10 protein-coding genes and 4 tRNA genes are annotated in these 14,505 nt (G+C 67.9%); 8 read left to right on the top strand and 6 right to left on the bottom strand.

The window, feature by feature from the left end; genetic code table 11:
- Nucleotides 1-203: 203 nt before the first annotated feature.
- Nucleotides 204-1,352 (bottom strand): tRNA dihydrouridine synthase DusB, encoded by a 1,149-nt coding sequence (gene dusB, locus ON38_RS02810; protein WP_083872159.1) that lies wholly within the window; start codon nt 1,350-1,352, stop codon nt 204-206.
- A gap of 251 nt (nt 1,353-1,603) precedes the next feature.
- Here dusB and ON38_RS02815 point away from each other — a divergent pair, with 251 nt between their 5' ends.
- A complete protein-coding gene (locus tag ON38_RS02815; RefSeq protein ID WP_039822115.1) occupies nt 1,604-2,233 on the top strand; it encodes a hypothetical protein in 630 nt (209 codons plus the stop codon).
- Between the two features lie 390 nt (nt 2,234-2,623).
- Here the strand turns inward: ON38_RS02815 and ON38_RS02820 are convergent, their stop codons facing one another.
- A complete protein-coding gene (locus ON38_RS02820; RefSeq protein ID WP_039822116.1) occupies nt 2,624-3,592 on the bottom strand; it encodes an acyl-ACP desaturase in 969 nt (322 codons plus the stop codon).
- A 441-nt stretch (nt 3,593-4,033) separates the two neighbouring features.
- Nucleotides 4,034-4,106: transfer RNA gene (locus ON38_RS02825), tRNA-Lys, on the bottom strand.
- A gap of 875 nt (nt 4,107-4,981) precedes the next feature.
- Between ON38_RS02825 and ON38_RS02830 the strand changes: the two genes are divergently transcribed.
- From ON38_RS02830 to ON38_RS02855, 6 genes are all read left to right on the top strand, one after another.
- Nucleotides 4,982-5,644, top strand: a complete 663-nt coding sequence (locus tag ON38_RS02830; RefSeq protein ID WP_039822118.1) for a TetR family transcriptional regulator — start codon at nt 4,982-4,984, stop codon at nt 5,642-5,644.
- 94 nt (nt 5,645-5,738) lie between these two features.
- Nucleotides 5,739-5,814: transfer RNA gene (locus ON38_RS02835), tRNA-Glu, on the top strand.
- A gap of 27 nt (nt 5,815-5,841) precedes the next feature.
- Nucleotides 5,842-5,918, top strand: a tRNA-Asp gene (locus ON38_RS02840).
- A gap of 55 nt (nt 5,919-5,973) precedes the next feature.
- Nucleotides 5,974-6,047 (top strand) — tRNA-Phe (locus ON38_RS02845).
- A 74-nt stretch (nt 6,048-6,121) separates the two neighbouring features.
- The gene (locus tag ON38_RS02850; protein WP_030522827.1) at nt 6,122-6,304 is read left to right on the top strand and encodes a hypothetical protein; all 183 of its coding nucleotides are present in this window, start codon (nt 6,122-6,124) and stop codon (nt 6,302-6,304) included.
- Nucleotides 6,305-6,468: 164 nt separating this feature from the next.
- Entirely contained in the window at nt 6,469-7,188 is a 720-nt protein-coding gene (locus ON38_RS02855) for a polyprenol monophosphomannose synthase (RefSeq protein WP_281004591.1), read from the top strand.
- A 6-nt stretch (nt 7,189-7,194) separates the two neighbouring features.
- Here the strand turns inward: ON38_RS02855 and ON38_RS02860 are convergent, their stop codons facing one another.
- A complete protein-coding gene (locus ON38_RS02860; protein ID WP_039822121.1) occupies nt 7,195-8,649 on the bottom strand; it encodes a 1-acylglycerol-3-phosphate O-acyltransferase in 1,455 nt (484 codons plus the stop codon).
- Entirely contained in the window at nt 8,646-11,135 is a 2,490-nt protein-coding gene (locus ON38_RS02865; RefSeq protein ID WP_051164298.1) for a glycerol-3-phosphate 1-O-acyltransferase, read from the bottom strand. The genes ON38_RS02860 and ON38_RS02865 overlap by 4 nt, the downstream gene beginning before the upstream one ends.
- 237 nt (nt 11,136-11,372) lie before the next feature.
- On the opposite strand from ON38_RS02865, the gene ON38_RS02870 reads away from it, so the two are divergent.
- Complete coding sequence (locus tag ON38_RS02870; protein ID WP_039822122.1) at nt 11,373-12,686, top strand: salicylate synthase; 1,314 nt, start codon at nt 11,373-11,375, stop codon at nt 12,684-12,686.
- A 49-nt stretch (nt 12,687-12,735) separates the two neighbouring features.
- Here the strand turns inward: ON38_RS02870 and ON38_RS02875 are convergent, their stop codons facing one another.
- Nucleotides 12,736-14,346, bottom strand: coding sequence for a (2,3-dihydroxybenzoyl)adenylate synthase (locus ON38_RS02875; RefSeq protein WP_039822150.1), 1,611 nt, complete (start codon nt 14,344-14,346; stop codon nt 12,736-12,738).
- Nucleotides 14,347-14,505 lie beyond the last annotated feature (159 nt).

Consider the following 14,505-nt stretch of genomic DNA (forward strand, 5'->3'; position numbering starts at 1 on the left):
CGACGCAACCGTGCTCGAAAGGCTGCGCGGGATTCCGCAATGATAACGATTTCGCCACTGAGAGCCACTCGGACATTACGAGAGGGCAGCAAAAGCGGTAAATGCTGGGAAGTTGCCCGCAGTTATGTTTGCACGCGCACAGAACAGTTTCCCGGCGTGTCGAATCGGCGTGTCGAATAGGCCGGCCGGCCCGTCACAGCTGTTCAGCCGCCGCTGTGCATGACATCGGCCGCGGCCGGGACGGTCCCGTCCTCGGGATCGTCCAGCCAGCCGTGCGGAAGCGCGACCTTGCCCGGTGAACCCTGCCGGCCTCGCGGACCCTCGGCGTCCTGAGGGAAGGGGACGGTGGGGTCCAGCTGGTCGACGAGCGTGCCGAGTTCGGCCAGCGAGGACACCGTCGCGAAACTGCGCCGCAGCTCGGCGCCCAGCGGGAAGCCCATGAAATACCAGGCCATATGTTTGCGCAGATCACGCATGCCTTTGTCTTCGCCGTGGTGTTCGGCGAGCAGACCGGCATGGCGGGTCAGGATCGCGCCGACCTCACCGAGGGTCGGCGGCTCCGGCGCGGGCTCGCCGCGCAGGGCGGCGCCGAGTTCACCGAACAGCCAGGGCCGGCCCAGGCAGCCGCGTCCCACCACGACTCCATCGCAGCCGGTCTGCGCCATCATCGTCACCGCGTCGGCGGCACTGAAGATATCCCCGTTGCCCAGGACCGGGATCGTGGTGACCGCCTCTTTCAGGCGTGCGATGGCCGACCAGTCGGCGGTTCCGGAATAGCGCTGCGCCGCGGTGCGGGCGTGCAGGGCGACCGCCGCCGCGCCCTCGCTCTCGGCGATGCGGCCGGTATCGAGGTAGGTCCGGTGCTCGTCGTCGATCCCGATCCGGAATTTCATGGTCACCGGCACACCGGCCGGTTCGGCGGCCCGGACCATCTCCCGGACGATCCGGGCGAACAGATTGCGCTTGTAGGGCAGGGCGGCGCCGCCGCCGAGCCGGGTCACCTTGGGCACCGGGCAACCGAGGTTCATATCGATGTGATCGGCCCAGCCTTCGCCGACGATGATCCGGACGGCTTCGCCGAGGGTGGCCGGGTCCACGCCGTAGAGCTGCATCGACCGCGGCGATTCGCCCTCGTCGAACGACATCATGTGCAGCGTCTTCTCATTGCGTTCCACCACCGCGCGGGCGGTGATCATCTCGCAGACATAGATCGCGGTCGGGCTGCCGAATTCCCGGCAGAGCTTGCGGAAGGCCAGATTGGTGATGCCGGCCATCGGCGCGAGGACAACCGGCGGATCGACCGGGTAGGGGCCGATCCGCAAACGTGTCTCCTGCTCCAGCTGAGTTCGCACAGTGTTCTATTTTCCCTCGAGCGCCCGGACCCGGTCACTGTCGGGTGCCTCACCGCGCCACAGGGGCGCCGCCGGAGGCCCGGACGGCCGCGGTGGTGATCATCGCGGGGAGCGCCCGCGGGGTAGCTGCCGGTGCGGTCCGGCCGGACGCTAGCCTCGTGAACGCCGGATCCGCCGGCCGCCCGATTTCCGCTGGACACACCGCCGGGGCCGCCGTCCCGGATCGGGAGCAATCGAAAGAGGACGCATCCATGGCCGAGAACACCGACGACGCCGGTCGCGAGCCGGAGGAGGCCGCCGTCGGCGCGGGCGAACCCGTCGCCGCCCCCGCGAAACCGGCCCCGGCCCAATCCCGTCCGGGCACGGTGTCCATCCAGGTTTCCACCCTGATCCGTGGCGCGGTCGTCGCGGCGCTCGCCGTGGCGGCGATCGTCTTCGCCGTGCTGTATTTCACCGCACGAGGCGAACTTGCCGATCGCGACGAGCGCGCCGCGGCCGACAGTCACGCCGAGCAGCTGGCCACCGAGTACGCGGTGGGCGCGGCCACCGTGAACTTCAAGGATCTCGATGCCTGGATCGCCGCCCTGAAGAAGAACACCAGCCCGCAGCTGGCCGGCAAGTTCGACGACACCGCGCCGAAACTGGAGCAGATCCTGGTGCCGCTGCAGTGGACCTCGACGGCCACCCCTATCACCGCGAAGGTCATGTCCGAAGCGGACGGGGTCTACAAGGTGAACGTCTTCGTGAACGTGACCTCGACCAACGCCCAGAATCCGGACGGCACACAGACCACGGTCACCTACACGGTCACGGTCGACGAGAACTCCGGCTGGCAGATCACGGACGTGGGCGGTGTGGACGGTGCCCTACCGCTGAAGTGAGGTGTGCGGTGGGTGTGCGGTCGGCCATTCATAGGCCGGTGACCATTGAGCACTCCGGGGTGGGCTTGGGCTGCTCGGCTGGTTGAGGTGTGTGTGCGGTGGGCCGTTCATAGACCGGTGACCATTGAGTACTTACGGAGTCGTTGACCTACTCAGGCCGGTCAGGGCGCACGTCCGCATGCACCTCACTTCTGCTTCGGATGGTCGGCCTCCGTGGCCGGGGCCCCCTCGGTTCTGGAGCGGCAGAGCGAAGGAGCGCAGCGGCTGAGCGGCGGAGTGAAGAACCGGGGTCACAGGGACCCGGCCCGCGGCGCCGGAGGCGCCGCAAATAAACACGAGACCGCCGGTTTCACCGGCGGTCTCGGTCGTGGTGCTCCGTTTGTGGACGGCTCAGCCGTTCACCGTGGCGAAGGCCTTCTCACGTTTGGCGGCTTCGCGGGCGAGCATCCGGTCGCGCTGTTCCTCGAACTTCACGACGTCCTTGGACAGCTTGTCGAGGAAATCGCCGAGCCGTTCCCGCGTCTGCTCACCGCGCGCGGTGAAGTCGGTCCGGCCGAAGATGTTCCACTTCTTCAGTACCGGCTGGACGACCTCTTCGAGGTGCTGGCGCAGATCGTAGATGCCGTGCTTGGCCATCAGCACACCGTTGCGCCGGAAGTTCGGCATCCCGGCGCCGGGCATCTGGAAATTCTCCACAATCAGGGCGATGGCCTCCAGCGCCTGGTCCGGGCACAGGTCGAGGGCCGCGCCGCACATATTGCGGTAGAAGATCATGTGCAGGTTCTCGTCGGCCGCGATGCGCTGCAGCATGCGGTCGGCGATCGCATCGTCGCACACCTTGCCGGTATTGCGGTGCGACACGCGGGTGGCCAGTTCCTGGAAGGTCACATAGGCCACCGAATGCAGAAAACCGGCGTCGACCTCGGCGGGCGAGGCGAAACCGTTGGTCATATGAACCATGCGGGCCTGCTCCAGGGCCACCGGGTCGACACCGCGGGTCACCACCAGGTAGTCGCGCATGACGATCCCGTGCCGGTTCTCCTCGGCGGTCCAGCGGCCGACCCAGGTGCCCCACGCGCCGTCCTGGGAAAAGTTCTCGGCGATTTCCCGGTGGTAGGAGGGCAGGTTGTCCTCGGTGAGCAGGTTGGTGATCATGGCCGCCTTGGCGACCTCGCTGAGCTTGGATTGGTCGGGGTCCCAGTCCTGTCCGCCGAGGGCGGCGAAGTTGCGACCCTCGTCCCAGGGGACGTAGTCGTGCGGATGCCACTCTTTTGCCAAGGAGAGGTGCCGGTTGACGTTCTGCTCGGCAACCGGCTCCAACTCTGTGAGCAGCTCGAGTTGAGTCAGATCCCTTGCCATGTAATCAAGCCCTTCATATGTTGCGTTGGTGCGGGGCACCTGATGTAGACCGTTGCCGATGCGGCCATACCTTACGGCACCGTAGGTGTGATACGAAACGCATCCGACCGTGAAAGGTTGCACGTTGGTGTAGGTGCCCCCGCCCGGGGTCACACCCGAGTGTATGGCCGGATCCGCAGTTATGGGCGTATCGCCCGGTGTCCCGATTGCGTTAGCCGCCGTGGGAAATAGCACACCGGTCGGCCCCGCAGCCAGAAGTTTCCGCCCTGATCAGGCTGTTCATGGCGACCGTGGGCCCGCCAGGTGGACCGGCAGCCAAGAGCCCGCGCCGGCCGGTTCCGGTCACAGCGCGATCGGACCGAAGGCTGGTCCAACTCACAGGAAAGCCGCCGGTGCCGGGAAGGTGAAATGGGCGCCCGGCCGGTGGCCGGGCGCCCGAGGTGCCCCCACCAGGGCTCGAACCTGGGACCTGCGGATTAAAAGTCCGTAGCTCTACCAACTGAGCTATAGGGGCGCGGGCGCAAGTGTACTGGCCGAGCCCCGGTTTCTCGTAATCGGGTGGCTATGCTGGTGCTTTCCGTCACTCGGGAGGCGGGGCCCGGTCTCGCGTGGCCCGGACGTACGCCGCTCCGGCGGGGTTGCGGGGGAGGTCGAGGCCCGTCGGTGGGGGCCTGCGGGCCAGAAACCATACCCATGAGTTCGGTATCACGGTACCTGCGGCATTGTTGATACAACGGGTAGCACGATACGATCCAAATATGTTGGATACCAATGCCTTTGGATCAGTAAAGGCAGATTTCTCGCAGATGTGGGGTTCGGGGGCCGGTTTTCCGGAGTGTTGCGCTTCCGGTGGGGCGCACGGGCGGGGCGGTATCCATCCAGGGATCGGAGCGGCCGGCTGAGTACCGGTCACGAACCGGCCCGAGTGGGCGAACGTCCTGCGTTACCGAAGGATTCGCACGCTCATTCGCGTGGTGTGGTTGGTGTCCGGTGCGCGAAATCCGGACGGCGAAATGGTAGCCCGCTGTATCGGTTTACCGCATGCCGGTACGAGATTCCGAGTACCGTGACGAATCAGCGAATTCGGAGTGTCACTCGGGACGGCGCTGCGGGAGGCGTATGGGGGACCAGGAACGGCGCAACGGAATGCCCGGGTGCGCACCCCCTGCGGCGCACCCGGGCGATCGAATTATACCAGCCGGTGTGTTTCTTCTGCGGGCTGGGTTTCGTACCAAAGGTTCGGTACAGGCCAATAAACCGACCGAAGGTCGGCATACAACAGGATAAGTTCGCGGCGTCGGCCCGCTCGTCAAAGGCGGATGAACGGTCGCGAGCATTCCGCGGGTGGAAATCCCGCGGATTGCACAAGGCTTCGGAGGCGTTTCGAGCATGGCACGGCAGCAAGAGCGGGCCCGTCGGACACGGGCAGCAATTATCCGGTCCGCCGCCGTTGAGTTCGGGAAGAGCGGCTATGCCGCGGCTTCGCTCAACCGGATTTTGGAGGGATCACGGGCGACCAAGGGCGCCATGTACTTTCATTTCGATTCCAAGGAAGATCTGGCGCGGGCCGTTCTCGATTCGGCGATCGAGCGATACGGCGTCACCATCGATCGCTGGCTCGTGCGCGCGGACCTGGGCCCGCTCGACATTCTGCACGGCGTCTTCGACGAGCTCGCGCTGCGGCTCGAGCACGACATAATCGTGCAGGCCGAATTCCGGCTCGTCATCGATCCCGGCTTTCAGCGGCAGGGCCACGGCGGCTGTCCGATGCTCTCCGCGGCCATCCGCGATCTGACGGTCGCCGCGATCGAACAGGGGCAGTTGCGTCCGGATACCGATCCCGACCGCTTCACCCGGACTCTCGCCGGCGCGCTGATCGGTCAGCGCTATATGGCCGACGCCCACGGCGGCGAGCCGGATCTGCGCACCCGCTTCCGGGAGTCGCTGGAGGTTCTCGTTCAGGCCACCTGTACTCCGGATTGGGTGGCGGAGTTCGGCCGGTCGGGGTGGCGGGCGAGCGCGCGCCTGGAAGAACTGGCTTCGCCTGCTTGACCAGCGGATTTGGGAATTGTGCGCACCCTGTCATAAGCTATGCGAGCTCCCAACGGACAGCCGTTGAAAGCCGGTCCGGAGAAATCCGGGACGAGCCCCCTTCGTCTAGCGGCCTAGGACGCCGCCCTTTCAAGGCGGTAGCGCGGGTTCGAATCCCGTAGGGGGTACCACCTATGCGAGTAGGTGGCACACAGCAAGGCCCTGTGGCGCAGTTGGTTAGCGCGCCGCCCTGTCACGGCGGAGGTCGCGGGTTCGAGTCCCGTCAGGGTCGCCAGTGGATGCCGGAGCAATCCGGCCTCCATCGGATGGCATTCGTTCCGGGTGCCTGCGGCCAGGTAGCTCAGTTGGTACGAGCGTTCGCCTGAAAAGCGAAAGGTCGCCGGTTCGATCCCGGCCCTGGCCACAATCAACCCCCTGATCATCATGATCGGGGGGTTTCTGCTGTTTCGGACCCCGACCGGGTGGAATGCTGTGACCATGGCCGAACGGTGGTATTACTGCTTGAAGCATCAGCGCGCCGAGCGCGGTCGTCAGTGCTGGTTCCGGGACCGTATGGGGCCCTACCCGGATCAGGCCACGGCCGAACGCGCGCTCGAGATCGTGCGGCAGCGCAACGCCACACAGGACGCGGCGGACCGGGCCTATCGCGAGGGCGACTGATCGGGCCGCGGAACTCCCGATTGCCCCGCTCAGCGACGCTATCACCGGTGCGCTGCATTCCCGGATGGGCGGTTGGGCTACCGTTCACGGGTAATACGTAGCGACGCTCGCGGCCCGTTGTACCCGGCCGCCGGGCGAGACCAGGTGAGCAGGGAGGGCGACCCTTGAGGGTTACCGTTGTTGTGCCGACCTACAACGAGCGGGACAATCTGCCGGTAGCGGTGGAGCGGTTGACCGCGCTACCCGTGCCCGACCTGCACGTGCTGGTAGTCGACGACAACTCCCCGGACGGTACCGGTGAGGTGGCGGAGAAGCTGGCCGCGGATCTACCCGACGCCGTGTCGGTACTGCACCGCACGGAGAAGGACGGGCTGGGCCGGGCCTATATCGCCGGGATCACCCGCGCCCTCGAGGAGGGTGCGGACGTGGTGATCCAGATGGACGCCGACCTCTCCCATCCCGCCGAGGTGATCCCCGCCATGCTGGAGGAGCTGAAGCGGCCGGGTACGGGGGTCGTCCTCGGCTCCCGCTATGTTCCCGGCGGTTCCACCGCGGCGGAATGGAAGTGGTACCGCAAGGCTCTCTCGGCCTGGGCCAACTTCTATGTCAACGCCATCCTGCGGCTCGGGATCAAGGACGCCACCGCCGGTTTCAAGGCGTGGGAGGCCGATACGCTGCGCGCCATCGAGGTCGGCACGATCCGCAGCAACGGCTATTCCTTCCAGGTGGAGATGAACTACCGGGCCAAGAAGCAGGGCATCGGTATCGCCGAGGTACCCATCCGCTTCGAGGAGCGGACCCTCGGAGCCTCCAAGATGAGCCTGAAGGTGCAGCTGGAATCGGCACTGATGCCGTGGAAGCTGCTCTTCGGCCGCGCACTCTGACGCCGTTCAGCGCGGCCAGTCGCGCAGGGTGTCCAGGTAGAGCTGCCGCACCTCGGCGACTTTCTCGTCCAGTTCGGACGGGTCCTGCGTATCGATATCGATCGGCGGCAGGATCGCCACATCGACCACGCCGGGTCGCGCGATCATCGAATCCCGCCGCCCGACCTCGGCGGCATTACGGATGACCACCGGGATCACCGGCACCCCGGCCTGCCGGGCCATGTGGAAGGCGCCCTTCTTGAACCTGCCGGGCAGCGCGGTATAGGAGCGGGTGCCCTCCGGGGCGATCGCGACGGACAGGCCGCCGCGCAGCGTGTCCACCACCGGTGCCAGCGATGCCTTGGCGAGGTCGGTGTTGGAACGGTCGATGAAGGTGACGCCGACGAACCGCATGAGCGGACCGAATATCGGATGCCGGATCAATTCCTTCTTACCGACTCCGGTGACTTGCCCGCCGAGCACGGCGGGCACGATGAGCACGTCGAACTGGCTCTGATGGTTGAACAGGAACACCGCGGGCCGCGGGTGGCGGGCGTGCTCGGCGCCGGTGACGCGGAGGCGGATCCCGCACAGGCGCAGCGGCCAGGCGGTGCCGTATTTCATGAGGGCATCGGCCATGGCCCGCCGGTCGCGGGTGTGGGACTTGCGCAGCACACCGTACAGCGCACCGCCGAGCAGGGCGAACAGGCCCAGCAGCGTCCGCAGATAGTCGGCCGGGCGCGGTGCGGTCCGCGGGCCCACGGCGGGTGTGGCCCAGCCGTACTCGGCGGCCGTGGCCGCGAGCACGGGGTCGGGTGCGATCGGCACCCGTGTTCCGCCGCGGGAGAACAACGCGAGATCGCTCGCGCTGCCGCTGTAGATGTAGGACCGCGTGAGGTCGATGCCGTGGACGGCCGCGAATTCCGACACCGCCTCGGCCTTTTCGGGGCCGTAGCGCACTTCACCCTCGAGCAGCCCGGTCAGCCGGCCGTCGACCACGGCCGCCCGGCTGCCGAGCACCTGGGGGATTCCGAGCGCGGCGGCCGCCGGACGTAACTGGAAGTCCGCCGCGTCCCCGGTCAGCACCACGGTGTGTCCGGCCGCGATATGTTCCTGCACCACGCGCAGCAGCTCGGGCCGTAACCGGTCGTACCAGCCCCGTTTGAACAGGCGCTCGCCCAGCGCGGTCAATTCTTCCGGCGTCCGGCCTGCCGCGGCCCGCACGCCGCGTTCGAGTACATCGCCCCCCGAGCTCTCGCCGCTGTGCCGCAACTGGTCGAACAGCGTTTCCAGCAGTTCGCGGTCCGGTCCGCGCCACCGCGGCGCAGGGGCGGACCGGAGTTCGGCCAGCGCCGTCAGATCGAGGACAGCGGCGATGCCGGGACCGCGCGGCCCGGAACGGACGGCGGCGACCACGGCGCCGATCCCGGACGATGCGGGGTCTTCGCCGGTGTACCCGGTACCCGTTTCCCGGGTGCTCATCGGACTCGTCCGGCCGGGAGATTGGAGGGGTCGAGGGTGGCGGCACGGGAGATCCGGAAACCGATGGTGCGCAGCCGCTCGGCGAACTCGGCCCGCCGGGTGGCGAGTTCGGCCACCGATTCCGCCGATTCCGGGTCGGCGGGTTCGAGCAGTCCGCGATTGGCGGCCAGTTTCAGCGCACTGCCGAAGAGCTCGGTGGACACCGACTCCGTACTGTGCAGCCGCTGCTGTAACAGCATCTGCCTGCCGACCGAGACGCATTCCTCGACGAACTCCTTGCGGTCGATCGGCTCGGCCGGGTCCTGAGCGGCCAGTCGCTCGGCCACCACCAGTTGCGCATCGAAGAACGAGCGCAGTACCCGATGGGCCATCATGAAGCCGGTACCGGTGAGCGCGGCCAGGATCTCACTGCCGAGCGTGTCGCGCGAGCGCGACCGCCAGCGCGGGTCGATCAGCAAGACCTCCGCGGTCATCCGCTCGGCGAACTCGGTCCGGTCCGGGAAGAAGAACTCGAATTTCAGCAGATCCCGCAGCCGGTAGGCCTCCTCCCAGCCGATGTCCAGGGCGTCGGCATCGGGCCCGACGGCGTCGCCGGCCGGATCCTCGGGTGCGGCGTCGACCGCGGCCAGGATCGCCAGCTCGACAATGGCGCGATCGACGAACCAGTGCACCGCGCTGTTGCGGTAGAACGCGGCTTCGAGGTGAGCGCCCGCCTCGATGGAGTACACCGGCTCCACACCGCCGCGGTAGACGGTGACCACCTTGGCGAGCGACAGCTGCTCGAGGACCACGGCCAGGCTCTGCTCGTCGCGCAGTTTCGCGATCTCGCCGCGCGGCAGGTCGCGCTGTTCGATGTAATCCAGCACGGGGGCGAGTACCTCGCACACCTCCGACCGGGTGAGCGCCCGCTGATGGACCCCCAGCAGGACCAGGGTGACCAGGGCGTTGACCGTGATCGGGGTGACGGAGTTGATACCCACGGCGACATCGAACGCGAGTCGCTGTACCGCCAGGCGTTCCTTCTCGCCGATCTCGTCCGGTGGCTCGGCGGGGCCGGTTGCGGCCCGGCCGGTGGCGTCGGTGCGGTGCAGCGGGATGGTGACCGGGGTCGCGATCAGTGGGTCGCCGTGGGCGGCGAGGCGTTCGCGCGCCGAGAGCGGGGCACCGAACCGGACGTAGACGTGCCCGGCCGAATGCTGCTGGTTGCGGACGTAGCGGGCCAGCCAGGCCAGGCCTTCGGGCTTCTTGCGGCCGCCCATCTGCTCGTCGGCGATGGCGCCGAGTTCGTTGAGTCGCTCGTAGGTGATCGAGACGGGGACCAGCAGCGCGTCGGCGATCCGTTCCTGGCGCACGGCGGCGGCCAGATAGTTGAGCAGTCCGTAGCGGGGTGGGCGTAGTTTCCCGGTGCGGGTGCGGCCGCCCTCGAAGTACCACTCCAGGTTGAACCGCCGGGCCATCAGATAGCCGAAGTACTCCTCGACCACCGCCTGGTACACCGTGTCGCCCCCGAAGCTGCGCCGGATGAAGATCGTCCCGGTGCGCCGGGCGATCGGGCCCATCGGCCAGAACCGCAGATTCGCGCCGCCCACCACATGGTTGGGCGGGAAGTCGTTGCGGGCCAGGACATCGCCCAGGACGAAGGCATCCACGTAGGAGCGGTGGGAGGGCAGGAAGACCAGCGGGTAGCGCCGGTTGAGGTCGCGCAGGGCGGCGAGCCCGGATTCGTCGCAGTCCACCTTCCAGGTCGACGCGTGAACCGGGCGCATGGCCTGGGTGAACAGATCCGAGACAGTGCGGCTCTGCGCCGCGACCAGTTCGTTCAGTGCCTTCTCGGCGCGCCGGTGCACTTCCTGTGGATCGGCCCCGATCTCGTCGGCGATCAGTTCCAGCCGCCGCAGGAATTCCGGCGAGTCCAGGATCTCCTCGGTGACGAGGCGGGGCACCTTGTACCGATCACCGATTACGCCGCGTTCCGCGCGTTCGAGCGCGACGACCGCGGCGCGCACCACCGCGCGGGCGAACGGCTCGGCGGTGCCGGCGTAGTGCAGGGCGGTGGCCTCCGGGTTGTTGGCCCGCAGTTCGCTCAGCCGGGCCGGGCTGCCGGTGAGTACCAGATGCCGGTCGGGGGACCGTTCGACCAGCCGCCGCTGGGCGAGCCGGTTCGGGCGGCGTGGATTGGTGAGCTGCGCGAGGTCACCGAAGGTCACCCGGCGGACGCCGTCGCGTTCGGGCGGCAGCCACAGCACCCGGACCGGGACCACCAGTGGATCGTCGGTGCGGCCGGAGAGCCGGTCGGCGACGGCAGCGGCGTCCAGGTCGAGCTGGGTGACGGGGGCGCGGACGCCCAGCTCGGCGGCCAGTCCGCCGTCGGCGATCCAGCGCCCGATCAACCGGCGCTCGGTGTCCGAGGCCGAATCCACGAGCGCGACCACCGATTCCAGCGGCAGCTCGGATGCTGCCGGGGCTCCACTGCGGTGCTCGATCATGATGTGGATCCTCTGCTCGGGTGGGGGCGGTCGGCCCCGGTCCGGGCCGAGGCCGCAGGACCGGATCGGCGGGGCCCGATCGGTCGTCGGCTCGAAAATACTCCTTGCCAACCACTATGGACGGCTCTCGCGCCGTTGGGGTTGTTTGGCTCGTTTCCGGTTGTTTCGAGACCTCCGCAAAATAAGAGGTAATGCTAACCTTACTTCCGAGTTGGGTCGGTTAGCCTTGGAGGATCGTTGTCGACCACTGACGAACGTTTACGCGCCGAGTATGTGACCGATCCGGCGGCGGCGATGGCACGCCTGGCCGCCCAGGACCACTTCGGCGACCATGTGGTCTACGAGCGGGGCGGGGAATGGGTCTTCGCCGCGGACCCGATCGGCACCGTCGAACTCGACGCCGGCGAACTGCGGATCACCTGGGCCGGCGAGACGACGGCGCGCGGCTGGTCCGGCAGCCCGGCCGCCGTGATGAACAGCGTGCTCGCCGGACTCCCGATGACCGGCCGCAATGCCTACGGGTGGATCGGGTTCGAATTCTGCGCATGGTCGCTGGGCGCCACCGGGTATCTGAGCCCCGGCACCGCCCTGGTTCACCTGATGATCCCGCGTGTGGAGGTACGGATCGACACGACCGGAGCGGTCTGGATCACCGGAGCCGATCCGGACGAGGCAGCGATCCTCGCCGATACCGTCGCGAGTTCCCGGGACACCGCGCTCCCGCAAGCCCATCCGGTGGATGTGCGGGTGGACACCTCCGGCTACCGCGAACGCGTCGCCACGGCCGTGGCGGAGATCGAGGCCGGGCGATACCAGAAGGTCATCCTCTCGCGGCAGGTCGAGTTGCCCTTCGCGGTGGACATCCCGGCCACCTACCGGCTCGGCCGGGCGCACAACACGCCCGCCCGATCCTTCCTGCTGAAACTGGGCGGACTGGAGGCGGCCGGGTTCAGCCCGGAACTGGTGCTCTCGGTGGACGACGACCGGATGGTCAGTACCGAACCCCTCGCCGGCACCCGTGCATTCGGGCTCGGCGCCGAGATGGACAGTGCCGCCCGCGCCGAGCTGGTCAGCGATCCGAAGGAAATCGTCGAACACGCTCTCTCCGTACAGACCTGCTTCGCCGAGATCGGTACGGTCGCCGAACCGGGCACCACTTCGGTGTCGGATTTCATGGCTGTGCGCGAACGCGGCAGTGTGCAACACCTCGCCTCCACCGTTCGCGGGCGGCTCGCGGCCGGCCGTACGGCCTGGGACGCGGTGGACGCCATTTTCCCTTCGGTGACCGCTTCGGGTATCCCGAAGCGGTCCGGCGTCGATTCGGTCTTCCGGCACGACCGTCCACGGGGTCTGTACTCCGGAGCGGTGCTGATGGTTTCGCCGACCGGGGCGCTGGAGGCGGCGCTGGTGCTGCGCGCGGTGTATCAGACCGGTGAGGGCGCGTGGTTGCGCGCGGGAGCGGGTGTGGTCGCGCAGTCCCTACCCGAACGGGAATTCGAGGAGACCTGCGAGAAGCTGGGCAGCGTGGCGCCCTACGTGGTGAAGGCGTAGGGCACCGGCCGGTGCGGCCGGGCCACGGGCCGCCCGTGCCGTCCCCGGCCTACTTCTGCGCGCGCAGGGCCTTCTTGTCGATCTTGCCGACCGCGGTCAGCGGCAGGGCCTGCGCGCGGCGCAGGACATCCGGGAGTTTGTAGGTCGCCAGACCGCGCCCGGTGAGGAATTGCTTGATCTCGGCCAGGGTGGGCATGTCATCGCTGACGACCAGGACCGCGCAGACCTTTTCGCCGAGTCCGGGATCGGGCAGGCCCACCGCGGCGGCGTGCCGGACCGCGGGGTGGGCGAGCAGATGCTCCTCGAGTTCGTCGCAGGAGACGTTCTCTCCGCCCCGGTTGATCACATCCTTGATCCGGCCCGACACCACGAGGTGGCCACTGGGCAGCTGCCGCACCAGATCACCGCTGCGGTAGTAACCGTCCGGCGTGAAGGCGCGGGCATTGTGTTCAGGGGCCCGGTAGTAGCCGCGCAGGGTGTACGGGCCGCGGGTCAGTAGTTCACCCTCCATGCCCGGTTCGACATCCACCCCGTCCTCGTCGACCACCCTGATCTCGTCCGCCGAGCACAGCGGGCGGCCCTGGGTGGTGCAGATGACATCCGGATCGTCGTCGAGCCTGGTGAAATTCAGCAGGCCCTCGGCCATACCGAAGACCTGCTGCAACGTGACCCGCAGCGCGGGAGCCACTTCGCGGGCATTCACCTCGGCCAGTTTCGCGCCCCCGACCTGCAGCAACCGCAGCGAGGAGATATCGGCGTCCTCCCATTCCACCGCGGCCGACCACAATTGCGCCAGCGGCGGCACCACCGCGGTGACGGTCACGCGGTGGCGTTCGATCGCGGCGAAGGCGCTTTCCGGGCTGGGGTCGGTGACGAGGGCCAGCGCGCCCCCGGTCGCCACCGTGCCCAGGATGCCCGGACAGGCCAGCGGGAAATTGTGCGCGGCGGGCAGCGTCGCCAGGTAGACGTCGCGGTCGCCGAGTTCGCAGACGGCCGCACTCGCGGTGGCGTTGTAGACGTAGTCGTCGTGGGTGCGGGCGATGAGTTTGGGCAGTCCGGTGGTGCCGCCGGAGACCAGCATGAGCGCGATATCGGCGGGGTCGGGCGCGGGCAGCGATCCGGTGTCGCGGGCAATGGACATCAGCTCGGTGAATTCACCGGCGTCCCCGGCGACCAGGACGTGGCGCAGTGATTCGACGGTGTCCAGCAGGGTGGCAGCCAATTGCCGATAGTCGAAATCGCCCTGGCGTTCGGCGACCAGGTAGGCCACCGCGCCGGAGAGAACGGCCAGATGTTCGATCTCGGCCCGGCGATGCGCGGGCAAGGTGAGTACCGGAATGATGCCGGCCCGCAGCAATCCGAACAGCGCGATCACGAATTCGGGGGTGTTGAGCAGCTGGACGATCACCCGGTCGCCCGGTGCGATCCCGAGCGCCAGGAACCCGTAGGCCATCCGGTCGGCTTCCGCGTCCAGTTCGGCGTAGGTCAGCGGGTGGTCGCCGAGCAGGGCCGGATGCTCCGGGCTACGGCGCGCGGTGTCGCGGAGCAGATCTCCCACGGTGGTGCCGCTCCAGTAACCGGCGGCGCGATAGGTCTCGGCCAGGTCCGCGGGGAAGGGAACATAACCGTCACGGTGGGTGCCGACAGCGGTGGAAGTCACGATATGCCTCATAGGGAAAACAGGGACGCGGGAGCGTGTGCGGCGCGGTTTCCGGTCCATTGATAGGTTAGGCAACCCTATATCGTTTGGAAAGGGTGGGTCGCTACCGCGCAGGTCCCGGCGGTGAGCGGGCGCCCCGGATCCGGTATGCGATACCCG

The organism is Nocardia testacea NBRC 100365 (assembly GCF_000308775.1).
Lineage (GTDB): Bacteria > Actinomycetota > Actinomycetes > Mycobacteriales > Mycobacteriaceae > Nocardia > Nocardia testacea.

Excerpts from the sequence above, each read along its gene's own strand:
- ON38_RS02815 (WP_039822115.1), top strand. The coding sequence starts at position 1,604 with ATGGCCGAGAACACCGACGACGCCGGTCGCGAGCCGGAGGAGGCCGCC.
- ON38_RS02820 (WP_039822116.1), bottom strand. The coding sequence starts at position 3,592 with ATGGCAAGGGATCTGACTCAACTCGAGCTGCTCACAGAGTTGGAGCCG.
- ON38_RS02830 (WP_039822118.1), top strand. The coding sequence starts at position 4,982 with ATGGCACGGCAGCAAGAGCGGGCCCGTCGGACACGGGCAGCAATTATC.
- ON38_RS02850 (WP_030522827.1), top strand. The coding sequence starts at position 6,122 with ATGGCCGAACGGTGGTATTACTGCTTGAAGCATCAGCGCGCCGAGCGC.
- ON38_RS02860 (WP_039822121.1), bottom strand. The coding sequence starts at position 8,649 with ATGAGCACCCGGGAAACGGGTACCGGGTACACCGGCGAAGACCCCGCA.
- ON38_RS02865 (WP_051164298.1), bottom strand. The coding sequence starts at position 11,135 with ATGATCGAGCACCGCAGTGGAGCCCCGGCAGCATCCGAGCTGCCGCTG.